The 25,658-nt window shown below is 41.6% G+C and carries 16 protein-coding genes; 9 read left to right on the top strand and 7 right to left on the bottom strand.

Features of this window, described 5'->3' with window-relative positions:
- Positions 1 to 58: 58 nt before the first annotated feature.
- The 3 genes from E0E36_RS24745 to E0E36_RS24755 all read right to left on the bottom strand — a co-directional run bounded on the left by E0E36_RS24745 (position 59) and on the right by E0E36_RS24755 (position 6,707).
- The gene (locus tag E0E36_RS24745; protein WP_130858193.1) at positions 59 to 1,438 is read right to left on the bottom strand and encodes a glycoside hydrolase family 88/105 protein; all 1,380 of its coding nucleotides are present in this window, start codon (positions 1,436 to 1,438) and stop codon (positions 59 to 61) included.
- 187 nt (positions 1,439 to 1,625) lie between these two features.
- On the bottom strand, positions 1,626 to 3,506 hold the full coding sequence (locus E0E36_RS24750; RefSeq protein ID WP_130858194.1) for a RagB/SusD family nutrient uptake outer membrane protein: 1,881 nt from the start codon (positions 3,504 to 3,506) through the stop codon (positions 1,626 to 1,628).
- A 12-nt stretch (positions 3,507 to 3,518) separates the two neighbouring features.
- Positions 3,519 to 6,707 (bottom strand): SusC/RagA family TonB-linked outer membrane protein, encoded by a 3,189-nt coding sequence (locus E0E36_RS24755; RefSeq protein ID WP_130858195.1) that lies wholly within the window; start codon positions 6,705 to 6,707, stop codon positions 3,519 to 3,521.
- 314 nt (positions 6,708 to 7,021) lie between these two features.
- Between E0E36_RS24755 and E0E36_RS24760 the strand changes: the two genes are divergently transcribed.
- The 4 genes from E0E36_RS24760 (at position 7,022) to E0E36_RS24775 (ending at position 16,193) form a co-directional block, all read left to right on the top strand.
- Entirely contained in the window at positions 7,022 to 8,131 is a 1,110-nt protein-coding gene (locus tag E0E36_RS24760) for a glycoside hydrolase family protein (RefSeq protein WP_130858196.1), read from the top strand.
- 47 nt (positions 8,132 to 8,178) lie between these two features.
- Positions 8,179 to 11,070 carry a glycosyl hydrolase gene (locus E0E36_RS24765; RefSeq protein ID WP_130858197.1) on the top strand — a complete coding sequence of 964 codons (2,892 nt, stop codon included), beginning with the start codon at positions 8,179 to 8,181 and terminating at the stop codon, positions 11,068 to 11,070.
- Between the two features lie 389 nt (positions 11,071 to 11,459).
- Positions 11,460 to 14,696, top strand: a complete 3,237-nt coding sequence (locus E0E36_RS24770) for a SusC/RagA family TonB-linked outer membrane protein (protein ID WP_130858198.1) — start codon at positions 11,460 to 11,462, stop codon at positions 14,694 to 14,696.
- Positions 14,697 to 14,708: 12 nt separating this feature from the next.
- A complete protein-coding gene (locus E0E36_RS24775; RefSeq protein ID WP_130858199.1) occupies positions 14,709 to 16,193 on the top strand; it encodes a SusD/RagB family nutrient-binding outer membrane lipoprotein in 1,485 nt (494 codons plus the stop codon).
- Between the two features lie 65 nt (positions 16,194 to 16,258).
- Here E0E36_RS24775 and E0E36_RS24780 read toward each other — a convergent pair whose 3' ends face one another.
- Entirely contained in the window at positions 16,259 to 18,553 is a 2,295-nt protein-coding gene (locus E0E36_RS24780; RefSeq protein WP_130858200.1) for a GH92 family glycosyl hydrolase, read from the bottom strand.
- 341 nt (positions 18,554 to 18,894) lie between these two features.
- On the opposite strand from E0E36_RS24780, the gene E0E36_RS24785 reads away from it, so the two are divergent.
- Positions 18,895 to 19,113 (top strand): hypothetical protein, encoded by a 219-nt coding sequence (locus E0E36_RS24785; RefSeq protein WP_013663815.1) that lies wholly within the window; start codon positions 18,895 to 18,897, stop codon positions 19,111 to 19,113.
- Between the two features lie 243 nt (positions 19,114 to 19,356).
- On the opposite strand, the gene E0E36_RS24790 is transcribed toward E0E36_RS24785, so the two are convergent.
- Positions 19,357 to 19,872 carry a hypothetical protein gene (locus tag E0E36_RS24790; protein ID WP_207303810.1) on the bottom strand — a complete coding sequence of 172 codons (516 nt, stop codon included), beginning with the start codon at positions 19,870 to 19,872 and terminating at the stop codon, positions 19,357 to 19,359.
- A gap of 40 nt (positions 19,873 to 19,912) precedes the next feature.
- On the bottom strand, positions 19,913 to 20,716 hold the full coding sequence (locus tag E0E36_RS24795) for a DUF4382 domain-containing protein (protein WP_130858201.1): 804 nt from the start codon (positions 20,714 to 20,716) through the stop codon (positions 19,913 to 19,915).
- Positions 20,717 to 20,959: 243 nt separating this feature from the next.
- Here E0E36_RS24795 and E0E36_RS24800 point away from each other — a divergent pair, with 243 nt between their 5' ends.
- The 4 genes from E0E36_RS24800 to E0E36_RS24815 are packed head-to-tail and all read left to right on the top strand — an operon-like array spanning position 20,960 to position 24,131.
- Positions 20,960 to 21,256: a hypothetical protein gene (locus E0E36_RS24800; protein WP_013663821.1), complete on the top strand. Its 297-nt coding sequence runs from the start codon at positions 20,960 to 20,962 to the stop codon at positions 21,254 to 21,256.
- A gap of 14 nt (positions 21,257 to 21,270) precedes the next feature.
- Complete coding sequence (locus E0E36_RS24805; RefSeq protein WP_130858202.1) at positions 21,271 to 22,113, top strand: hypothetical protein; 843 nt, start codon at positions 21,271 to 21,273, stop codon at positions 22,111 to 22,113.
- Between the two features lie 9 nt (positions 22,114 to 22,122).
- Positions 22,123 to 22,797: a response regulator transcription factor gene (locus E0E36_RS24810; protein ID WP_130858203.1), complete on the top strand. Its 675-nt coding sequence runs from the start codon at positions 22,123 to 22,125 to the stop codon at positions 22,795 to 22,797.
- 23 nt (positions 22,798 to 22,820) lie between these two features.
- Positions 22,821 to 24,131 (top strand): sensor histidine kinase, encoded by a 1,311-nt coding sequence (locus E0E36_RS24815; RefSeq protein ID WP_130858204.1) that lies wholly within the window; start codon positions 22,821 to 22,823, stop codon positions 24,129 to 24,131.
- A 28-nt stretch (positions 24,132 to 24,159) separates the two neighbouring features.
- Here E0E36_RS24815 and E0E36_RS24820 read toward each other — a convergent pair whose 3' ends face one another.
- Entirely contained in the window at positions 24,160 to 25,542 is a 1,383-nt protein-coding gene (locus E0E36_RS24820; protein WP_130858205.1) for an FGGY-family carbohydrate kinase, read from the bottom strand.
- Positions 25,543 to 25,658: the final 116 nt, after the last annotated feature.

A 25,658-nucleotide genomic window follows, 5' to 3' on the forward strand; every position in this document is an offset into this window, starting at 1 on the left:
TATCAGGCATCCATTGAGGTGAACTGAACGTTAATGGATGCCTTTTATGTTTACGATTTTATTTAACCATCTGCCCCGCACTGTCGTTAATTTCAAAGGGGTGCTGTTGTAACAAGCGATAGATCTCTGCACCCGCCAAGAGTACGGGACCATAGCCATGGGCAGCAAAATTGCTGATCGGACGATAATAGTAAAAGGCCGGATCGAAGCCCATCCCCGTTCCGACACATGTACCCTCTATCTGTCCTTGTTCCGTTACTTTTGTATTCACTGCATTCCAAGCAAGCAAAACCATGGGGCCATAAGCTTTCGCATCCAACCAACCTTTATTAATTGCTCTCGCAATACAGTAAGCATAGATGGCTGTTGCGGATGTTTCAAGGTACGAGTCATTACGATCCAGCAACTGATGCCAAAAGCCGGTTTTATCCTGCCTTTCGGCAAGCCCTACAGCATGGCGGCGAAGCTTTTCGAGCACTTCTGCTCTACTGGAATAATCAGCTGGCAATACGTCCAACAGTTCTACCTTTGTCATCAAAGCCCAACCATTTGCTCGGGCCCAATGAAACTGCGGATGCGGATCCATATCCTGCACCCAGCCGTGCATATATAGCCCTTTTTCCGCATTAAACATACGCTCGGCAAATTGCTTATACTGTTTCAGTGCCTCGTCGAAATAACTTTTGTTTCCTGTTAATTTACCCATTTGTGCCAGCGCAGGTAGACTCATATACAAATCATCCAACCACAGTGTGTTCGGTAACGGTCGATTACGTGCCAAAGTCCCATCTTTCAATCGAAATTCCTTGTGTAAGATATAATTCAGGTAATGGTCTACCAAGGGACGTAGAAGAGCTGGCTTAGCTCCTGCGTCCAAAGCTTTTATCATAGCGGCAGCCATGGACCCCACATCATCTAAGGCATGCGGCTCCAGTACACTCCGAACAGGGGTCGTAGCATTTTTATGCTGACGAAGATATTTTTTATATTGCTCGGCAACAGCACCAATGAAATCAAGCCGCTTTATCGTATAATCTTTATACTTTTGATCGCCCGTTGCCAAAGCCACTTCCAACATACCGGTATAAGTCACCCCCCACTCATAACTGATTAGTCTGAAATCGCCAGGTTGAAAGATACTGTTGTCATTTGCCTGCCCTAGGTCGATTACCTTATTGGTAGACTTATCAACTAAAGCTGCGGGGGTTGTGGTATTTAAATATCGGTATATCCGATCCAAAGTGTTTTTCACCCCTTCCGGTTTTGTTTCACCATAAGGTATATCATAGCCGGGCTTAAGAAGATGCAAAGGCGCCGAGGCATCATTTCCGCCCTTACTGATATATTGTGCACTTAAGGATAAGGAAGACATACAGTAAAACAGGCTTAGTGCACCCGATAATATGCCTGTTCGAAAAGGTTTCAATTTGAAGTTCATTACTAATTGGTTATATCAAATTTAAGTTTCATTTAAATAAAGGCACAAGATAATCATTCCGACAAAGCTAACTGTCAGGGACTGTCCTGACGACGAAAACGTCCTACTTTAAAACGACGAAGCTGCCCTTAAGCAGCCTCGCCGAACCAACATGAACTAGAACAATATGTATGTAAAAAAGGGTTTCTTACCAGCCAGGGTTCTGCATCGCTTGTTTTTCTTCTGAAGTCAAAGAGGCGCCGTTACGTTGCACCGCATCCAGAAAGCTCTGCGGGATAGGGCGCAGCAAATGTTTCTCACGCACATTTGGAGCCGCCTCCGGATTGAATTGTTGATCACGTTCCACTAACGTTTTGGTACGTGATAGATCTTCCCACCGATGGAATTCGCCAAGCAACTCCCTTGAGCGTTCATTCAATATAAAATGGATGAAACATTGCGCCATGGAATTAGCTGAAGGAGGATACATTTCAGCAGCGGCTTGTGTTGTCCCTGGTGTAAAAGCAGCCTCCGTTACGATCATTTCGTTTTTTGTTGAACTTACCGTACCGGCGGGTACATTTTCAGCGCGATAGTAAACCGGCGTACGATTTTCACCTTCATTAAATCCTGCTCGCTGTCTCAATATATTGATATAGCGTAAAGCGGAACCGTAATCACCCTTCCTGCCATATGCTTCTGCTACTATTAAATAGGTTTCGCCAATACGGGCGATCATACCATCCCGTGTTCCAAACTGACTGGCGACAGTTGTTCTGAAAGGATCAATATATTTAGATAAAGAAAGATACTGGCTAATCGTCCAGTTAGATTTAACTTCTCCGTTATCAAGGTAGTAACGAACAAAAAGAGTAGGTGCAGATTTATTGATGGTTTCGGCAGTAAAACGGTTATCATTGCTGCTATTAGCGATGTAAACTACCGCGGTATCACCAAGATTAAATTTAGCCTGTCCTATCAGGTTAGAACTCGGCGCATTAGCTTCAGTCCATTTAGGTAGCGTATTTGCATTATTGGCAAGGTACGCGAATTTAAAACTCTTATAAAATCGAGAATCAATCTTTCTATTAAAAACGTCAAGCGCGTAATCAGTGGGTCTTAATCGTTGAAATTCCCGACCATTCGCAATATCCCTTACCATACCTGGTAGTGTTTGATAAATCGAAAGAAAGTAAAGGTGCGTTTGATTACCGTAGCGTCCGGCCAAGGCATCTTGGTTATCAAACTGCGCTGCCAAAATAATTTCCGAATTCGTTTCATTTACGTCATTCACTTTGGTATAGCGAAATAAATCAGCATAATCGGAGGCTAATTGATAGGGAGAGTTATTTATAACCTGCTCTCCGTAATAGATGGCACTATCTAAGTCGGTCTGTTTACTAAAAGATGCGTTCAATTCGCTGGCTCGATAGAGGTATGCCTTAGCCACGCAGTGTTGTGCGGCAGCCTTTGTAATACGACCAACTTGTGCGGCCGTGCTAGGCAATAAATCCACAGCTCGTCTAAAATCACTTATTATCTGCGCATAAACTTGCTCTGCGGGTGCCCGGACAAAATCGGTTTGCAAACTTTCGGATGGTTCCAGTTTTAACGGAACACCGCCAAACTGTTTTACCAGCTTAAAATAGTCGAATGCCCGCATAAAATAACATTCGCCCAAGCGCGTATTCTTCTGCTCTCCGTCCGGATAAACACCGGGTATGTTTTTAATGCCGGTGTTGGCGGTATTAATATTAGCGTACATATTATCCCACACGTTAGCGAATTCCCCGACAGTCGGATCCAATACACTTGAATAAGTATTGAAATGTACTTTGTCCAAGCCGCCGCCATTCGTAAATTCGTCAACACCATAGTTAGTGGTCGTATAAGCCCATTCATAATTAAAATGAAAGCGCAATCCATCATACATACCAACCACCAAGCTTTCTAAACCCTCCACGGTTTGATAATGTTGATTAGTCAGTGTGGCTACGACCTCTTCTTCTAAAAATTTGGAGCAAGAACTGGGTAAGATCGTGCTTGCCAACAGCAAGCCTATATATATTTTGTTATTAAGAGTCTTCATAATTAGGTCTACTTAGAAGGTAACATTAAGTCCAAGAACAAAACTTCTTGATGAAATTGATGAATTGATATCAGGATCTATAAAACCGTTCCTTGCATAGATATACGGATTAATCATTTGCGCGTATAACTTTAAGTTGCTCATATGAAGCGTTTTTAACACGTTGGGCGCAAAATTATAACCTAAAGAAACATTCCTTAGTTTAATGAAAGATCCATTCTGGTAGTTCATAGACGAATAATGAATCGGCTGCCCACCATTACCATAATCTGCTCGCGGATAAGCGTTTGTAGGATTTTCCGGTGTCCAGTAATCTACTTTTCGTGACGCGTAGCGCCCTTGCATATCCACCGCTCCTCCTTCGATCAAGAAGCCCCATCTCGCATAAAAGAAAAAGGACAATTCCCAATTTTTATAATTTAAGGTATTGGTTATACCGGCAGTCCAGCGCGGAAATCTGCTACCCAACACCTTCCGGTCATTATTGTTATCAATAATATAATCGCCATTTAAATCCGCCACGCGGATATCGCCGGCCTTATAAGTTGCACCGTTTTCATTAAATTTTGCCATTTCCGCGGCGTCGGCAGTTTGCCAAATGCCTATTTTCTCATAATCATAGTAAACAAATAAAGGTTGTCCGATAAAGAAACTAGATGCCGGAAGATCGGATTCGCCATCGAGCAATTCGACAATTTCATCCTTGTTAGTAGCTATATTAAAATCAGTTAACCATTTGAAATTAGGTCGATCAATATTCATGGAAGACAGCGTTAACTCAACACCACGATTTTTAGTTTTACCCACGTTGTAATACATGGTGGTAAATCCATTTACAGTTGGAATAGGACGATTCATTAATAGATCACTCGTTTTAGACATATAGAAATCCAATGAACCATTCAGCCGATTTTTGAATAAACCAAAGTCGACCGCCGCATTCCATTGCGTGGTGCGCTCCCATTTTAAATCGCGATTGGCCATGGTTCCGGGGTTAGCAGCTTTTGGGTCCGATGGAATGTATCCCATCTCTACCTGATTGCCAAATACAATGGGCATTTCAATTAACCCGCCCATCGTGGTATAGGGATCAATCGCGGAGTTTCCGGTAGTACCTACTCCTACGCGAAGCTTCAATTGATTGAGCCATGAGCTGTTTTCAATAAAGCTTTCCTGTTCCATTCTCCAGGCCAATGCCGCTGCGGGGAAAGATTGCCACTTATTACCAGGTGCTAAAACAGAAGCTCCGTCCCATCGGTTAGAGGCTGTTAAAATATACTTATCGGCAAAGGTATAATTAACCCGAGCCATATAGGACATTAAGGTGTTTTTGGAATAACCCGAGCCCCAACCTTGCAATTCACCTCGAGCGGTTGAAGATAAATTATACCACAATTGGCTGTTATAAGGCAAATCGATAGCAGTCATGTCTGAACTTTCGGATCGATTCGATGTCATACTATGCAACAACGTAATGTCCAGATTATGCTTTTCAGCAAAGGTTTTGTTGTAATACAAGAGATTATCCCATGTCCAGGCGATATTTTGCGTCTTATTAAGACGCGCATAATTAGTCGACGTAGAAGCACCACCTCCTCTAAGTATAGAGCGGGCATCTTGGAACTGGCCATTACGGAAATTTCTAAAATCAGGCCCATAGTTCATACGATATTTCAAACCATCGAATAATTTGAGTTCTGCATAAAAACTTCCCAGGGCACGCAAAGCCGTTCGTTCATTAATTACATATTCATGTTCCAAAATAGGATTTACAATATTGATGTCGCCGCCCGGCAGGTAAATGTAGTTGCCCTGGTTATCATAAGGCACCGCATAGGGTAGCATACCTTGTGCCGCACCATAGATGGCATTAGCAGCCCGACTCCCGGATCCGGTATAGCCGTAGTTTTGAACAGACCATGTGCCATTAATCGACGCTCCCAGTGTAAACCAATTTGTTGGACGGAGCTCCAAACCCACTCTTCCGCTATAGCGTTTATAATCTTGCCCCTTATTAGTCCCTTTCTGATTAAGATATCCACCCGTAAAATTAGCAGTCATCTTATCAGATCCCATGGACACTCCCAGGGTGTGATCAGTTGTAAATCCTGTCTGCGTGACATAATCGGTCCAATCTGTGGTAGGAACCTGGCTTGCATCATACATGGGTACTTCATCAACGCCCCACTTCGCCTTCTCCTCAGCGGTAGTAGGCCGCATTTGAGCAATCAGATTATCCTTATCTACCCACGTATACCCCTTTGCAATGCTTTCCCAGGCATAGGGGTCAACGCCCAATATTCTTTTGTCCTGTACAGGATTTGGATACGGGGTAGTATAACCCGTTGTAGCATTTGTGGTAGAAACCGAACGAAAAGCATTACGTCGATATTCTGCATACTCACCCGCATTGAACACGGTGTTCAGATCGTTAATGCGTTCAAATGTATTGATAACGTTATAATTAATTTGTGCGGTCCCTTGCTTTCCTCTTTTTGTTGTGATCATAATGACACCATTTGCCGCCCGGGAACCGTAAACGGCTGTTGCGGAAGCGTCCTTTAGCACATCGATCGTTTCAATATCATGCGGGTTAATGGCATCAATCCCACCGGCTGATAACGGGATGCCATCTACCACATATAAAGGATTGTTAGTAGCCAGCAAAGACCGATTACCACGTACCCGGATACTTCCCATTTCACCAGGGCGCGCATTGGCAGTTACATCGACGCCCGCAATTCGTCCTTGCATGGCCTGCAAGGGATTTTGGACAGGTAGCTGCTCAATCTGTTTACTGCCTATACTAGCAACAGCACCGGTCAAATTTTCACGCTTGACGACGTTGTAGCCTACCACGGCAACTTCCTCCAGTTGTTGTAAGTTGCTCGCCATCACGACTTGCATGGTCGAATTAACAATAGCTTGTTGAACTTCGTCGTAGCCTACATACCTAAATATAAGGGTTTGACCACGTTCGGCTGAAATAACAAAATTTCCTTTGTCATCTGTCTTTGATTGGGTGGTACCTCCCTTTAAAAAGACACTTACTCCCAGCAGGGGCTCTCCACTTGAAGCATCCTTTACCTGCCCGGATATCGGGGTGCTTTGCCGGGCAAAACTTCGAGCAGTAATAAGCATTAAGAAAATGCCAAGCAACAGGGTTAACAAAGCATTCGGTTGCAATAGGTTTTTCTTCATAAAATAATTGGTTTTGGTGTGTCTCAATAAATGTTAGCGAGACATTTACTAACGAAAGAACAATATTTGTTGAGTTGGCGCAACCTGCCCCATCCTGTGTTTTTTTAACGATTATACGTGTAAATGGATCAAGAAAAAAAAGGAAACGTTTTAGCAGAGGAGCGCTTAAACACATAAAAAATCTACGCAAACGATTCCGGAGTTCACGATATAAGAATGCATAACAGTACAGGATGGATTTAAGCTTGGAAAATCTTTCTTTTGAAAGATAACCAATGGCTTTATAATCCTAAGATCGTAGCGTTGACCTGATCATGAATAAAAACACCTTGTTATTAATACGTCACTTAATTTTATTGACCATTTTAGTATTCAGCAGTACCGACATCGCATTATCGCAAACGGTGAAAGCTACTAGAAAGGACGAGTTATCTAAGATTCGCTTAAAACGTATCGGAGAGTTTGAGCAACCGGTCATTGGTCCAAACCACCCTGATGTTTTATCCAGTAAAAATCGGGCAGGCTTTGAAACAGGACAAGTGGTAAAAATCGATGGTACTTATCATATGTTTATTAATGAGATGTTTGAACGGCCACATCGGGATATGCGAATTGCTTATTGGACAAGTGGGGACGCTATTCATTGGAAACGCCAATCTACACTCGTCGAAAGTATTCCCGGACGGAGCCCATCCAATCCGCGATCAGAAGTATGGGTCACCGCGGTTGAATTTAACGAAGATGAAAATGCCTGGAACATTTTTTATGTAGCTTATCGCGCAGGCGATAAAACCAAAGACGAGATCGAGGGAAATGACTATGCGGGCCGGATTTGGCGAGCCAAATCAGTTATACCCGGCCGCAAAGGTATTGCCGGCCCTTATGCCGATATGGGTATCGTGCTACAACCGGATGAAAACTCGCAACCGTGGGAAGGTCAGCAGGCCGTAGCGACCTTTAATCCCTATAAAGTGGGTGATCGATGGTATGCTTTTTACGACGGGCACAATCATGTACCCCAAGGACCGTGGCCTACCGGTATGGCAACGGCAACCAAGCTGAGTGGGCCTTGGACAAGAATGCCGGAAGGACATAATCCGATCCCTTTAACGGAGATTTTTAACGAAAATGCTCAGGTTACTGAGTTGAAAGACGGACGTTATTTAACCGTTTTTGACTCATTTGGTGATCAAGAAATCGGCTACAGCCTTTCAAAGGATGGGATACATTGGAATCATGAGACACGCATCAAAGTACAATCTCAAAAGAATCTTTGGGGAGACCCGGGGGATCATGCCATGCGTACACCACTTTGCGCCATTGAAGAAGAAGACGGTACTTTTACGGTTATTTATACAGCGCTGACGTCCAAGAATGGTAAAAAGTTCTACGCTGTGGGCAAGTGCACACTTGGATGGGAATAAGACAAAAATTATTGTGTGATTTTTAGTATAAACCAGGAAAGCTCGTGATGTTCAAACCATTTTTAAGTATATCCCGAAAAGTAATTCTGTTGCTCGTAATGGCGGCTGCTTTTTTCAGTTTTCGTATAGAAAAACCGATAAAGGAAAAAGAAAATGGAAGAATTCACTGGCCCGAACTTAAACAAGAAGTAAAGCCATGGACGCGATGGTGGTGGTTCGGCAATGCCGTTACGGAAAAGGACTTAACGGCTGCCCTTGAAGCCTATAAACAAGCAGGATTGGGTGGCGTGGAAATAACACCGATTTATGGTGTGCATGGAGCGGAAGACCAATTTATCAATTTTCTCTCACCCGCTTGGATGGACAAATTAAGCTACACTTTACAGGAAGCAAAAAGGCTGGGCTTAGGAGTCGATTTAGCCAACGCTTCCGGCTGGCCTTTCGGCGGTCCGTGGGTCGATGAAACAATCGCCTGTAAAAATATGGTTTCAAAAACATTTACTATTGAAGGCGGGCAAAAGGTAACGGAATCTATAAAATATGTACAGAAACCACTTGTACGTACTGCCGGTGATAAGAAGGTTGACATAAGGGAGCTAAAAGACCCCATCACCGCCAACAACAATCTACAAGCCTATGCTTTTGATCAGGTACGTTTTGAAAAAGAACTCCCACTCATTTCGGTAACTGCCAATAAAATAACTAGCCAAGGCTTTGATGAGGTTATTGATTTAACCGACAACGTGATAAATGGCAGGTTGGAGTGGACTGCTCCGAATGGCAAATGGCTAGTATGTGCTCTTTTTCAAGGCGACCATGGAAAAATGGTGGAACGTGCAGGACCAGGCGGCGAAGGCAACGTGATCGATCACTTTTCGGCAGAAGCACTTGAAAAATATCTGCTCCAATTTGACAAAGCCTTTAAAGGATATGATTTGAGTTACCTCCGTTATTTCTTTAATGATTCATATGAAGTAGACGATGCACAAGGACAGGCAAATTGGACACCCGACTTTTTTACAGCATTTAAAAAAATGCGAGGGTATGACCTCCGCCAACATATCCCGGCTTTGCTGGGAATTGACACCGAAGAGAAAAATAAAAGAATATTGTACGACTACCGACTTACTGTTAGTGATCTATTATTGGAAGTATACACCAAAAATTGGCAACGTTGGGCCGCTAAACAAGGAAAGGGGATCCGCAATCAAGCGCATGGCTCACCGGCTAATGTACTTGACTTATATGCAGCCAGTGACATTCCGGAAATTGAAGGTACAGATATCGTCAATCTCAAAAGTGCTCCGTCCGCAGGGCATGTGACAGGAAAGAACTTAATTTCTTCCGAATCGGCTACCTGGTTAAACGAGCATTTTGAATCGAACTTAGGAGATGTCAAAACAGCCATTGATAAATTGTGGCTTGCCGGTGTTAATCATGTATTTTATCATGGCACTGCCTATTCTCCTCAAGACGCTACATGGCCCGGATGGCTTTTTTACGCGGCCGTACATTTTACACCTAATAATAGCCTTTGGGATCATTTCGGTGCTTTTAATCAATATGTAGCAAGAGGACAGGCCTTCCTACAAGCCGGCAAACCCTCGAACGATATCTTACTTTATTTTGGTGTATCCGATCTTTGGTCTGAAACGGGCAAAAGTATGCTCCATCATTTTCATTCCAACCGCTTCTTTGATGAACTATCACTAAAAGCTTGCGGAACTTATTTAAGTGAGCACGGTTATAGTTGGGACGCCATTAGTGATAAGCAGTTATTGGATGTTGAGTACCAAAATACCGCTTTGCTTATTGGTGGCAATAGTTATAAAACCATTGTAGTGCCTGAAACACACCATATGCCTGTCGCGACTTTTAAAAAGCTAATGATGCTTGCGCAAAAGGGAGCAAGCATTGTGTTTCACAAAAACTTGCCAACTGACATACCAGGTTTCGCCAATTTGACTGAAGCTAGGCAACGAATGCAGTTACTAAAAGAAAAGCTCGCTTTCACAGGATATCAAGGCAGCCAAATAGCGAAATATGGAAAAGGCCAAATCGTCCTGAGCGAAGGGTTGGTTGACTTAAGCGGGCATACCGACGTTGTCCCGGAAAGGATATATGCCGTTGGACTTCAAAGCATCCGGAGGGTGAAAGAAGATGGTAACTATTATTATTTTATTCACAATCCATTGCAGTCGCTTTTTGAAGGTTGGATTACCTTAAATGCGGACTATCAGTCGGCTGCCTTATATAATTTGATGACAGGTATCGATGGTTACGCCAAGACACGTCGGCATGGGAATCAGGTAGAAATCTACCTTCAATTGAAACCAGCTGAATCGATCGTATTAGAAACTTTTAAATGCAGCTACAAAGGCAACCATTACCCTTACTATGAAGTGAGTGGCGATGCGATTACACTCGCAAAAGAGTGGCAAATAAACTTTATAAAAGGTGGTCCCACGCTTCCAAATAGCCTATACACAAAAGAATTGCAATCGTGGACAGATTATGGAGAAGCTTATACAAGCTTTTCAGGAACCGCAACCTATAAAACAAAAATCCCGGCACTTCCTACTAAAGCTGATGCCTGGCGCTTGGATCTTGGCGAGGTACACGAAAGTGCTGCCGTATACTTAAATGGTAGATATCTAACAACGTTGTTCAGCACACCCTACAGTTTAGAAATTCCAAGTGATCAACTGAAAGGCAATGATGAATTGGAGATAAAGGTATCGAATCTTATGGCTAACCGAATTGCTGATCTCGATAAAAGGAACGTTCAGTGGCGAATTTTCTACAATACAAATTTTAACGCACGGAAGAAAAAAAATATGGGCGAAGATGGAAAATTTACAGCGAAAAATTGGACACCAAAACCATCCGGCCTTATAGGCGAGATTACTTTAACTCCATTAACTCTTTCCGGTAATTGACATTTGTTATCAGTACTCAGTACGACCGGAACAGGCATGCTTTTCTATATTCTTTTAAATTTTTTTCTGCTAAAACGTATTAACAATTCACTATATAAGGGTTAGCATAAAGAAAATGCACACGTATAGCACAAAATATCTCAAAAACAAACAAAAACCTATCACAAAAAACAGAAAAACACCCAAATTAAGTACCACAGACACTATAGAAGCACCAATCCAAACCACAATCGCACCTTCTCTCAATAACCCCACATTAAAATAAGGTTAAAATTAGATAAATTTAGGTTAAAATCCGATTAAAAACAGCTAACTCAGAACGATAAATTTGAGCTGTACTTTTTAAAAAAAATAAAAAGATCAACCCAATTCAACAAAAACTAAACACCATGAGAAAAAAGATCTTTACCTTTTTGGTTTTTTGCTTTTTCTTGTCTACTACTCTTTATGCGCAGACGCTTCTGCGAGGAAGGGTGGTAGACAGCGAACAAAAGCCAATCCCGGGAGTTTCCATTACATTAGCAAATGGAACAGGAACATCAACAGGACCTAATGGGGAATTTTCCGTTACTTATGACGGTCCAACTGTTTTAAACGTAACCGCCATCGGGTACGAAAAAAAGAAAATAACCATTGAAAAACAAACCACATTAGAAATCGTATTAAATGCTGACGAGCAAACATTAAATGAGGTGGTGGTCACTGCACTTGGTATTACCAGAGAGCGGAAGTCTCTAGGATACGCAGTTCAGGAAGTAAAGTCAGAAGATTTGACGAAATCCGGACAGCTAAGCGTTACAGGTGCACTTTCGGGCAAAGTAGCAGGTGTGCAAGTGAATCAATTCGGCGGAACGGTTGGTGCTTCTTCACGCATTTCAGTCCGTGGAAATTCGTCATTAAACAGTGATCAGCAGCCACTTATAGTAGTGGATGGGGTACCAATTAATGGTGATAGCCAGCGCTCGGGCGATAACACCTATAAAGGGGTTGACTACGGTTCGGGGTTGAATGATATCAATCCAGAGGATATTGAATCGATTAATGTTTTAAAAGGTGGATCAGCGGCCCTTTATGGTATGCGCGCAGGAAATGGTGTTATTTTAATCACCACCAAATCAGGCAAAAATGCCAACCATGGCGTGAGCATATCCTATGATGGTAATTTTACCCTTGATCGCGCGTACACCTACCCTAAGCTCCAGAATTTATATGGACAAGGGCATGACGGTGACGAGTACCATTACGGTCTAGACGAAGACGGTTTGAGCTATCAAGATTATGCCGCTCAAAAAAGCTTTAGATATGTAGATGGCACCGGAAATGATGAAAACAGTGTCAATGATGGCTTCGACGAATCTTGGGGCCCTCGTTTGGATATAGGCTTAAAGTTACCCCAATTTGACAGCCCGGTAATTGATGGGGTGCGCCAAGCAACCGATTGGATTTCACACCCAAATAATGTGAGGGAATTTTTACGCACCGGCTATTCAATGAATCATAACGTATCATTACTTTCTCGTACGGATAAATCAAGTACGCGCGTATCAATGTCGTACAGAAATCAACAAGGTACTGTTCCAAATACAGACCAACGGAGGTACAGTTTACAATTGAATAATAACATGAATATTAGTGACAAGGTTTCCTACGACGTGATGGGTAATTATTCAAGAACCGAAAGTGATAATTTGCTAAACCAAGGTTACGAAGGAAATAACCCAATCAACGGGTTCATTTGGTCTGGCCGCCAGGTTAATATGGCGAGCTTAAAAGCTAACTGGGATCAGCGGGATGAGAAAGGCGATTATACCTATTATAACTGGAACCAAAGCTACCATATCAATCCCTTTTTTAATGTATATGAAAACACCAATAGCTTTCAACGGGATCGGTTCTTCGGAAAAACCTCCATGTATTATCAACCTTTTGAATTTTTAAAATTTGAAGGTAGAATGGGATTTGACTACTATGGGTCAAAAGCGTTGGAAAAGAATTACTACAACACCTCTTATCGGGAGGGCATGTTCAGAGACATCAAACAGGATAACACGGAGTTAAACCTGGATTTTATTGCATCTTTCAATAAACAACTAAACGATTTCAGCCTATTTGCCATGGCGGGAGTCAACTATCGAGATGCGAAATGGTCAAGAACAATGCAAGGCGCCGATGCGTTAACCGTATTGGGAGTCTATACTATTGCCAATAAAAAAGGAGACGCGATTACCGAAATGGATCATACACATATCCGATCGAATTCCGTGTATGGGTCTGCATCACTAGGCTGGAGAGAGCAATTGTACCTCGATGCTAGTTTGCGTAATGATTGGAGCTCAACCGTAAAAGACGACTTCTTTTATCCTTCACTTAGTTTAACTTGGCTGCCTACTACAAGCTTTCCTAGTCTAAGCGGAACAGTCCTGTCATTCTGGAAATTACGTGGCAGTTGGGCCGAAATTGGTGCAGGGACCTCAGCTTATCAGAATCAGCTGTATTACTATGCGCAAAACAATTCTTTTGACGGTGTAGCGCAAATGTATAAGAGTATGACTTATCCAAATAAGAACTTAAGACCTGAAAACACTATTACCTGGGAGGTAGGAACGGAATTAGGCTTTTTAAATAACCGCTTACACGCCGATTTCACTTACTACTACAAAAAAACCGTGGATCAGATTCTAAATGTGAATACGTCCAATGTAGTAGGCTTTAACCGCATGGTTTTAAATGCCGGTGAGATACAAAACAAAGGTGTTGAAATTATGGTGTATGGCGATATTATTAAAAAAGAGACCGGTTTAAATTGGCGAAGCACGGTTAATTTTGCTAAAAACCAAAGTAAGGTAATTGAGCTATATCCACAACTAGGCGTTAACGATTATCAGATTGGCTGGACTTGGGGGATTGCCACAATGGCTAGAGCCGGAGAGCCTTGGGGTATGTTGGTGGGTCCCGGATATGATCGTGTGGAGGATGGCCCCATGGCAGGTGCGATAAAAGTAACCTCTGATGGTTTGGTCAGAAGTAAAGCTAGTCAGAATTTGGGAAATATCAATCCTGATTTCCTGTTAAGCTGGCGTAATGATTTTACCATTAAAGACTTTTCTTTCGGGTTCATGTTAGATATGCGTAAGGGAGGGGATATTTGGTCGCAAACCATGGCGCATAGCTATGTAGCGGGAACTGCAGAAATTACCGCTGAAAATGGTGTGCGTGAAAGAGCCATTGTAGCTGGTGTAGATGTCATGCCTAACGAACGTTTTGCTATGCAAGCAGCGGACGGATCTTGGGTACAGAACACCATCGCTACGGATGCTCAAACATGGTATGAATCAGGGGGTATCGATCAAATGTATGTGTTCGACGGGTCTTTCTTGAAACTTCGTGAAGCTTCCATCACTTATACCGTTCCGCAAAAATACCTTCAGCGTTTTAAAGGCATTAAACGGGCGAATATTTCGCTTATCGGCTCTAATCTTGCCTTACTCTGGGTACATAAATCGAATACCATGCGTCTTGACCCTGAAACCGGAGGTGTGTCGAGCGATAGCCGCGGTGTAGGCTTTGAACAAGCGTCCGTACCTACATCCCGTAGTTTTGGATTGAAGTTAGGCGTTACATTTTAACAAAGAAAAAATATGAAAATTAGAAATAGATTGATGACAGTAGCTATCGTTGCAATAATGACGGCGATAAGTGGATGTTCCAGAACTTTTGACGAAGTCAACACCGATCCGGATGCACTACCGGATGTACCACCAACGAATATGCTCGCAAACGTTTTACGAAATTCCGGGGAACAGTTTGGCGGGGATATTGATGGCTATGGCACTTTTGCTGGCTATATTGTCAAAATACAGTATTTGGACTATTTCGGAGGGCTTGTCCCTACCAATAATGGTTATGGCAACCGATGGTATGCTTGCTATTATAACAATACACAATTAAAGGATCTGTTGGCTAAAACGGAAGAAGCTGCCGATGCGTACAAAAATATTCGCTTAGTTGCCCGTTTGTGGCAATGTTATATGTGGCAATATTTAACAGATGGTTGGCGGGACGTTCCTTATTCGGAAGCGCTTCAGGGGGCTGAAGAAGAAGGTAGTATATTAAAAGCGAAATATGACAAACAGGAGGATATTTATCCCGCAGTGATGGCTAGTTTAAAAGCCATTGCAGATGAAATGGCCACAGGTTTCGGTACTGATGAAGTTGGAGAAGGTGATTTTATCTACCAAGGTGACATGGAAAAATGGCAACGCTTTTGCAATTCTTTAAGACTTCGTATGGCTATCCATATTTCGGGTGTTGCCCCAGATTTAGCGAAGAGCACTATTGAAGAAATTTGCACGCAACCCGAGAAATATCCTGTAATCAATTCTAATGCGGCTAATTGCTATTTATACTGGCCTGGTGCAGCACCATATTATGAACCATGGTATGAAACTGGGTATACCGGGGATTCGCGTGTAAATAACTTTGGCATGGCCGATATTTTTATTGATCACCTAAAAGAAATGGAAGATCCACGGATTGCCAGCGTGGCCAATGTTGCTTCGGATGGGGAATATCGTGGCTATCAGAATGGTGCAAAGACTCCTCCTCCTGTATTAACCCGGATTTCATACATAGGCGACCGTTATATGAAGAATGCCGCGGGCTTTACACCTTTTTTCAAATCTTGTGAAAGTTATTATATTATGGCAGAGGCCGCTATGCTGGATTATAATGTAGGCATTAGCGCACAAGAGGCATACGAAAACGCCGTACGGTTATCAATGGAAGATAACGGCATTAGCCAAGCAGCTACCGAAGCCTACCTTGCGGGGAAGGGCAAATGGGATAATACTAAAGAGCGCATCTGGTGGGATGAATGGGTTGCACTTTTCAAAGATAATTTCGAGGCTTGGGCGCTATATCGTAGAACAGGAATACCTTCGACGAACTATCCATCGCTAAACTCAATATACGGCGACGCGCACAATGACCAGCCCTTCCGCATTCCGTATCCAAACAATGAGTATCTCTTTAATCGAGAAAATCTAGACGTAGTATTAAGCAATGTCTCTGATTACGCTTGGGGCCAACAAATGTGGTGGGATACCCGAACAGGTGTTAAGTAATTACTAACTTCTTTGAGAAGTTACAAATATTCGGCCCTTTCTCTACAAGAGAAAGGGCCTTTTTTTCATCTAATGCTGAGTCCCTGCACTTGTTCTTTTTCAGTACTTCCCCATTGCGTGGGCTTTTTTGCCAATTGAAATTTCAAATTGCCGCCTTGCATGATCTCTTCGTATTTAATATAGTTCCTTCGGAGATCTCGTCCATTTAAACTAACCGAACGGATATAGGGATGGTCTTCGGGATCTTTATCACAAGTTACTATCCATTTTTTACCGTCAGGCAGCAACATTTCATACTTCTTATAAAAAGGGCTTGTCAACAGATAACTACCTGAGATCGGATCCACCGGGTAAAAGCCAAGCGAGGCAAAAACATACCAGGCCGACATCTGCCCGGCATCATCGTTCCCACTGAGTCCGCCCGGCCCGTCCGTATATTCTTCCTTTAAAAGCTGCCTTACACGTTCCTGTGTCTTCCACGGCGAACTTGTAAAATTATAGAGAAAGGGAATCTGGTGCCCCGGTTCATTGCCGTGCCAATAGCCTCCGCTTGAGAATAAACTATCTAAACTATTTTTCAATACGTCTCGTCCTCCCATCAATTTAGCGAGACCCGGGATATCCTGAGGCACATAAAATGTATATTGGTGCGGTGTTCCTTCCGTAATATAGGGTTCCCTCTTATTTGCATTGAATGGTTTGTACCATGTTCCATTAATATAGCGTCCGCGGACCATCCCCGTCTCTTTATCGAACACGTTTTCATAATTCTTTGCCCGTGCGAGCAGCCGCTTATAATCTGCAGTTTGTCCGATAGATTTTGCGAACATAGCCAATGCATAATCATCATAAGCATATTCCAGTGTTCGGCTCACCTGCTCTTTTTTATGGAAGGCAATTGGCACACTATCCTCCATTGGAATATAATTATATTGCAGGTAAGTTGCCAAAGCGCGTCTACCTTTACCCTCATGATAACTGACCGTATCAGGCACAATAAATGCATTTTTACGAAGGAGCGCATAAGCTTCATAAGGGTCGGTCCGTCCGATTCCTTTAAGAAAAGCTGAACTAATGACCGACGTGGCATGATCGCCGATCATGGCGGCAGTATAACTATTCCAGCAAGGAAAAATCGGCATCCATCCGCCCTGTGCGCCCTTGTTGATGAGGGAGCTCACAAAATTATTCACCAATTCCGGCTCTATAATTTCCAGTAAGGGTATCTGTGCACGATAGATATCCCACATTGAAAAGTCGTCATAATAATCAGCTGGTCCGGCCAGTGCATACCCGCTGCTTCCTGCAAACCGGGGATACTTGCCATCAACATCATTAAACAAGCGTGGATGTTGCATCGCGTGATACATGGCTGTATAAAAGATTCGCTTGCCTTGTAGGTCATTATCCTCTACCACAATTTTTCCCAAAGCTTGTTCCCACAAATCTGTTGTTTTTTGCCTAACCTCATCGAATGCCCAAAAGGGAATTTCCTCTTTTAGATTTTGTTCGGCGCCGGCTATATCAGTAAAGGAAGTACCTATTTTAAAGCAAATACTCTCTCCTTTTTTTAGAAAAAACCCCAGGTAAATACCACTCGTCTCGTCACTTCTACCCAGAACACTTTTTTGTATCTTACCCTGATGAAAACTCCCGCTAATTGATGGTACGCTCTCTGTTATTAGACACATATGACCATCGAATCCCGCATATTCACCCCATCCCTGATAAATACGATGAACCGGGTTCTTTCCAAGAACTTTTCCCTTTCCTCCAAAATGCAACTGCCCTTGATGTTGATCGCTATTTGCATTTATTAGCAAATAAACACTATCACTTTTCTGGGCAGTGACCCGTATTATACCACATCTTGCAGTAGCGGTTAATTCTACAAGCAATTGATAACGATCGAGTGTTACCTGATAATAAGCCGGGGTGCTTTGTTCATTGTTGTGTGAAAAGGAGCTCGATGCCTGTCGCAACGCCTTCTGTAAAGAGCCGCTAACAGGCATTACACTGAAACTACCATAGTCTTGCGTACAAGAACCGCTTAGCCAATGACTCGCTCGGAAACCATTGATTAACGAATCGCTATAATAGTAAGGAGCTACACATTTCTGTTCCGTCTTTCTTGTTTGAGCCGTCCATTGAGTCATAGCAAACGGTGTACTTACTGCCGGGATTGTATTGGCATATTGTTCGGAGCTAGCCTCACTATGCTTTTTTGCTGCGTCAGTGCCGCTAACCGCGGTTCCTGCCAAAGGTTGTACAAAATGAATCAATTGGGACTGTTGGGCAAAAACAGGACTATGGAAAAACAAAGCGACGAAAGTGCTATATACAATTAAAAATTCTTTCATATGAATGTTAAAGAAACTAGCTGCTAGCTGATAAGGCAAGATACCATTTATCAAGTAAATCACTAAACAAAATGATTGGCTTTTTTGATTAGGCGAGGTATGCCTATCATTTGGTGAAGGGCTACGATCAATGGACATTTTTTAGCCAAAAAATACAATTCTGCGCAAACTGTGGTAAAAAAAGGTCACCCAATAACTCAGATTTTCTTGAAAGCTAGGAAAGCTCTTAACAGCTATACACACACTTTCGCGTTAATTGACCAACTTTTTATTTATCAGCTATTTACAAAACAAAACCAATAATTTAGAGGCTATAATTAAAATTAAATGATCGCTGGCTTATGGAAACTTCCTTTACCAATTTGGACGGATTTGAATATCCAGCCTATAAAATAAAAAGATATATAAGTAATTTAGAACTTTTCACTTTGCTTTTAACGGATGGCAGCATTGTACATTACATTGCCCCGGATGAAAACCTATTCAAGAGTTGGTTGATCAGCAATAACATCCCGGATGTTAGAGAGCAGGAATATATAAGCGCGGGGATTTTGAGTTAACTTATTTTTGGCACTATATTCGATAGAAGTGCTAAAAATAACGCCATGAAAAAGATTTACTTCTTACTCACATTGTCTAGCATACTTTTATTTAGTTCCTGTTATACCACAAGAACCGCAGGCAGAAGTGGAAAAGTGCCTCCGGGCCAGGTCAAAAAAGCAACGGGGTCCAAGTCAGCAAAACCATATGCACCCGGCCAAAATTAGGCCAGGTGCAATGGCACAAAGCTAGAATAGGGACTTTTATTTACTATGTCCGTGACCGCCATGTCCCTTGTGCTGGCCGCCACCTTTTTTAATAAGATTGTTCCCTTTCCCCTTGCCCCCATTTCCGGCTTTCATGTATTTTGGGTGTCCTTTTACAACATAGTATTTAGGATTATTACTCCGTGCAATCACTCCTTGCGAATGATTCGATTTATATTTAACATATTTAACCTTATGGTTATTAAAATACATATAAGGTCGGGGCTGGTTCATCACTACCTTATATCCCGTGTATAGATCATATCCTCTATATCGTGGCGGTAGATTTAAACTGAAAACCCAGGATCCATTGCTTAGATAAATAAACTGTCTGGATGGCACGTAATAATAGCTCTCAATTTCCGGCAAGTAATAATAATCGACATAATCATATCCTACGGGGCCCCAGAGAGGCTGTGATCCTATATTGATGCTTACTTGCACCTGTGCTGCGGACTTTATTGGTATAAACCCTATTGTCACTAAAATGACAAGTAATAATAGCTTTTTCATTTTTATTTTTTTTAGTTGTCGGCTGCCTGCTCCGCGTTTATCAATTTTCTAAGTTGATAACACCCATGTTGGTATTTTGACCAAGTGAAACAGATACATTAGCAATCGTGCTATCAGGAAAGGCAAGAGTATCCTGCGGAACAATTTTCAGCGAATAAGTTCCCGCAGCTAAACCTCCGATTGTAAATGCGCCTGTTGATGGATCGGCAACGGTTCCCACGGTATCGGTACCTTGAATAGCAAGTACTTCGGGGTAACTTTCTATCGGTGATACGGAACCGGATATAAGTCCAGAGGTAGCCGCCGTCACTCCCCTAACAACAGGCTTTAGTAGATATTTTCCATTTCCGGTTTGCACAATGGACTTAGCCGCGTCGAAGTCTAATAAAAGTGTATAAGTCACTCCCGGCACCAAGACAGGGTTTTCTGTCAATTTTACTTTCCAACCGGAAGATTGGCCGCTTGGTGTTGTTAATGCATATTCCGTTCCATCTACAACTATCGTATTTCCGTCATCAAGCACCAACCTGATTTCAGTAATGTCGCCACTGGGCATTTCACCTGAAGCCACCAAAATATCAGGATTGGCGGTTCCGATTCTGTAATCGAGAATATTAAACAAACCCGTTTCAGCGGCAAAAGTATAGGATCGTTCGTCCGACTTTAATACAATTTCTTTGACATGTAAATTGATTGCATCAAAGTTACCTGGAGCATCTGTCATACGTACCTCTACCCTAGTTGTTCCGCCCCCGGCACTATCATCGTTTTTATCGCAGCCGGCAAAGGCTAAAAGTCCTATAATTGCTATTCCTAATGCTAAATAAACGCTTTTCGTTTTCATACGATCTGTTTTTTATGTTTCCTTCGGTGTGTGCGCTTGTTTCATCCGTTTAACATGCACACCCTATTGCTTAAACATGTTTCCCATAAATAGATGTTGATTCAAAATTGAGGAGACAAGATGAAAACAACATGAAATTTTAAATCTTTTTTATTTCGACATTTCATTTATTTTTCATACAAAGAACAGATCTTTGTTAATAGGACTCAGAAATGGGTTCTGAATTATCAAAATCATAAGCTCATGTTGAGGCACTATCACTTGCATACCGTATTTTTGTTCTTTTTAAACGCCTCTATTTGCCATGCATTTACAGTACCCACATTACCTGAAGTTACAAATTCGGTAAATGATGAGTACTCCATTGCATCTAATAGACAACAGGACGATAAAGGAAAGAATAAGAAACCGGAAAAAACTAAACAGCAAGTGGAGGTAAAGCAAGTACCAAAAGCGAAGAAACAAAACGCACCTGTTAAAGTAAAACCGAATATAAAAGTTAAACCAAAAGTGATTCGACCAAAAATTAAGAAGCATTAAATGATTAGCATCAGATGAAATTAGCTATTTCGATTGTATTCACTTGTTTAATTTTTTCGCACTTGCAAGCTAGGCAAATCAACGATAGTTTAGCAAGCGCAAGCTATACTTTTGCAGCACTTTATAACAGCAATATTAATTATTATGGGCAAGTTACGGATGAGAAGCTGCCTTATGTCTTACTAAATGCAACAGTTCGTTTACCCTTTGGATTATATTTTTCTGCCAGTTCATACAAATTTTTAAATTACGGATCCGGAATTTCCGGAACCGATCTAGGCATAGGTTACGATTACAATTTCAACGAAAAGATATCGAGCGGTTTAGCTTATACACGATCGTTTTATCCCACCAATTCCCCTTTGCTTCAAGCATCGCTCACGAATAACCTCAATGGCTCGTTAAGTTATCACTGGCCTTGGTTTAAGAGTGCCTTGGATGTCGATTATGCTTTTGGAGATGAACAAGACATTTTTTTAACGCTTTCCAACTCCAAGGACGCGAGTCTGGGCAACCTATTTGATGATAAAGATCTGATTAGCATAGAACCTTCTATAGAATTGGTAGCAGGAACGAGAAATTACTATGAGACCTATGTACGAGCTAAGAACCAACGTGGGCAGGATAAAGGAAATGGGAAGCCGCCAACAAACCCGGGAAATTCAGGAGGGGTGACCGAATATATTCCATCTAAATCCTTTTCCATGCTTACATACAACGCTAAACTGCCTTTAAGTTATAGTCGTAGTAGTTATTTAATAGAATTAAGCTATCAATTATCGCTTTTGGTCCCTTCAGATGAAGCAATAAAACGTGCACAATCTTTTTTTGGATTGGCCTTTTATTATCAATTTTAAAGCCGCACTATGAAAGTACTCATTGTAGAAGATGAAAAAACCTTAGCCTATGAGATGGCTGATTTCTTAAAGAAGGCCTTTTATATTTGCGATTTAGCTCATACCTATCAGGAAGGGGCTGAAAAGATCGCCTTGAATCAATATGATTTCATATTGATTGATTTAGGTTTACCGGACGGGGATGGACTGGATATTTTACGGAAAGCAAAAAAACATAATGAGGAGGCCGCTTATATAATATTGACAGCAAGAGGTAATTTGGACGATCGGATCATAGGATTGGATCTAGGTGCGGATGACTACCTTTCAAAACCTTTTTATCTTTTGGAATTACAATCGCGTATGCAGGCTATTGCACGAAGGAAATTCAAATTGCAGGACGAACTCATACGCTTAGGTGATTTCAGTATTGATTTACCGAAACGCTTGGTTCTATTTGATAGTAACCCGATTGACCTTTCCCGGAAAGAGTTTGATTTGCTAAGCTATTTGCTGTTGAATAAGAATAGGGTTTTAACGAGAATGCAATTAAGTGAGCACATTTGGGGTTCTTATGCTATAGATGATAATGACTCAAACTACATTGATGCTCATATCAAGAATATTAGAAAAAAACTCGGTCTATGGGCAAGTACCGAATGGCTTGAAACGGTACGCGGTGTCGGTTATCGAATCAGGGGATAATAAGTTTTATCACGATTTCTATCATGAAACTATCCACCAAGCTTTTATTGTTTATCAGTAGTTCAAAGTTGATTATCGTCATCATTTTTATTCTGCTGTTGCCTATGCTTGTGGAGCAAATTGCGTCTGAATATACAAACTACATCCTAGGTCAGCAAAAGACAAAAGTCTTAGCCGATCTGGAGCAGAATGGATTGCAGTACTATTTACAAGGCGATAAGGAATACGGAAGCTATACGATGTTAAAAGAAGAGTACATTGCCATCGAACCTGCGCCTGCCGACCTGCACATCGACAATATAAAAGAGTCTCAACGCATTGTAGAACATGACACGTTAAATTACCGTATCTTGAGCTATACTTTCCAAGATAAAGGACAAACCTACTTGTTAGAAATAGGGAAGACAGTAAACAGCATAACACAATACAACAAACCACTTCAGCGCTTCACGTTGTATACCTTGATTGTATTAATTGCTTTTACTTTAGTAATTGATTTAAGCTTCTTGCGTTTATTGATTCAGCCACTAAATAAAATTATAAAGACCCGGTTACTCAATCGTAAATTTCCATTTAAAGGCCAACAAATCTCAATAAAAACAAGTACTTATGACTTCAGATACTTAGATGAATCGTTGTTACTCTTAATGAAACAAGTAAACGAAGCCTTTGAAAAAGAAAAAGAATTTACAGCAAATGCTTCTCACGAACTGATGACTCCCATCAGCGTTCTCCAGAGCAAAATGGAAAATTTACTAACAGAAGAAGGGCTTGAAGAACCGTTCGCACAACACATCGTTGAAATGATGAAAACCTTAACTCGATTAAAAAAAATATCGAGTTCTTTATTGTTAATCTCAAGAATCGACAATGCGCAATTTGCGAGAAAAGACTTAGTCTATCCTTTGGAATTGGTTCGAGAAATCTTAGAGGAATTGGCAATAAAACTGGAAGAAAAGCAAATTGAAACCAAAGTAAACCTAACCATCAATCAAAATTTAGCAAACGTGAACAGAGATCTACTCTTCCATCTGTTTTATAATCTAATCAATAATGCCATCAAATTTAACCGAGCGCACGGCCGTATATATATCAGCGATCGTATTTTAATCCCCGGTTATGAAATCAGCATTCGAGATACAGGTGTTGGCATTCCGGAAGCACAAATTCCGTTTATTTTCGATCGATTCAAAAAGTCGACCGATGGCGAAAACAGCGGCTACGGGCTGGGGCTTACCATTGTAAAAAGTATTTGCAATTATCACCATATAGCCCTTAGTGTTGAATCCGATACTGATCAAGGAACTGTCTTTAAACTGCTGTTTCCTATTTAACACCCAAGACAACATGTTAATCTTTGTGCTAAGAGGCTACTTTTTTCACCGGGGCATAATATTTCAACTCAATGATGTCGTTCGGAAAAGGGAGGCTATTCCATGATTGATGGATAGCTAAAGCTGTACCGACCGCTGTTGCCTGTGCCATAGAAGCTGCGAATACCTCCACTTGCGGGAATGCTTCAGCAAGCAGATTCATGTAAATAACATTCTTTCCAAAACCGCCATCAACAAAGAGTCTTTTCACGGTAGATGCACCTATAGCCAATGTAGTTGATATCTTTTGAGCGTTCACCAAATCGATCATCAGCTGATGGTAAGCCTCTGTTTCGGTTCTAAACTTTCCTAAATCTCGTTTACCGAAAATAGCCAAGCTTTCTTGAGGACTCATCCCTGCCGATTGATCCGTCTGTTCTTGCAATTTATTGGCTAAATGCGTATCAAAAGCAATGTTTTTAAATTTGGCGGTAGACACGTTGAAATGGGCAGCAATTCGCTTGGTTTGCTGTTCATGTTCATATCCGGCAAATAAACGGGAAGCTTTAACCGGTTTTCCCTGGTAGTGGATATAGGATAAGCAATCAGCTTTTAAATCCTCACTTGTTAGCGGCTCTTCGTTAAAAGGGTTTAAACTGATACACCAAGTACCCGTAGAAAGGAGCACAAAAGGTTTAGTGAAACTTACTAAATAAGGAATTAGCGCGGCTGAGCTGTCGTGAAAGCCCGCACCAACAGCATAGTTATTACCCGGAAAGGAGGCCTGAAAGACTGAATCAGCAGGTACAATGGGCGCCAATTTGTCTAAAATTCCTTCCTGTTCTACCCATTCGTGGTATCCGCTCTTCTGAAAATCCCATAAATTGGTGTGACAACCAATACTTGTCATATCGCTGTAAACCTTACCCGATATTAGGAAACTCATATATTGGGGCAAATGCAGGGCTTTATATACTTGCTTAAAGATGCTCGGTTTTTCATGCTTTAATCGATACAATTGCATACCGGAGTTTAAGCTTCCCAATACCGGCGAAGCGGTCCGTAAGGCGAAATTCTCCTCGCCACCATATTGCTTGTAAAACTGATCTTTTAAGGTTTGGGGATAATCCTTTAAATAGTTATATAGCGGCGTTAAGGGTTTACCACTCTCATCAATATATACGAAGCTTGCCCCATAGGTTGAGAAATTGATAGCCTTAATCTCGAATTCATCCTTTCTGAATACTTCATGTAAGGAGTCAAAAACGGATAAGCGAAGACTGGCAAGATTTTCACAGGGATCGCCATCTTCGTCTACCGTTTCAGTAAAACGAGCGGAACGTTCGAATACAATCCTGTAATGTTCATCAAACAAAAATAATTTCTTATTAGTCTTTCCTACATCAAATATGGCAATAACCGGTATCTTCATCGTTGTTGGCTATACGTTTTAAGTTATACGTTTTAAGTTGTACGTTATAGGTTCTAAGTTTTACGCTTTAAGTCATAAGCTCGGAACGCCTCGAAACCTATCACTTAAAACTTATT

The organism is Olivibacter jilunii (assembly GCF_900607235.1).
Classification (GTDB): Bacteria; Bacteroidota; Bacteroidia; order Sphingobacteriales; family Sphingobacteriaceae; genus Olivibacter; species Olivibacter oleidegradans.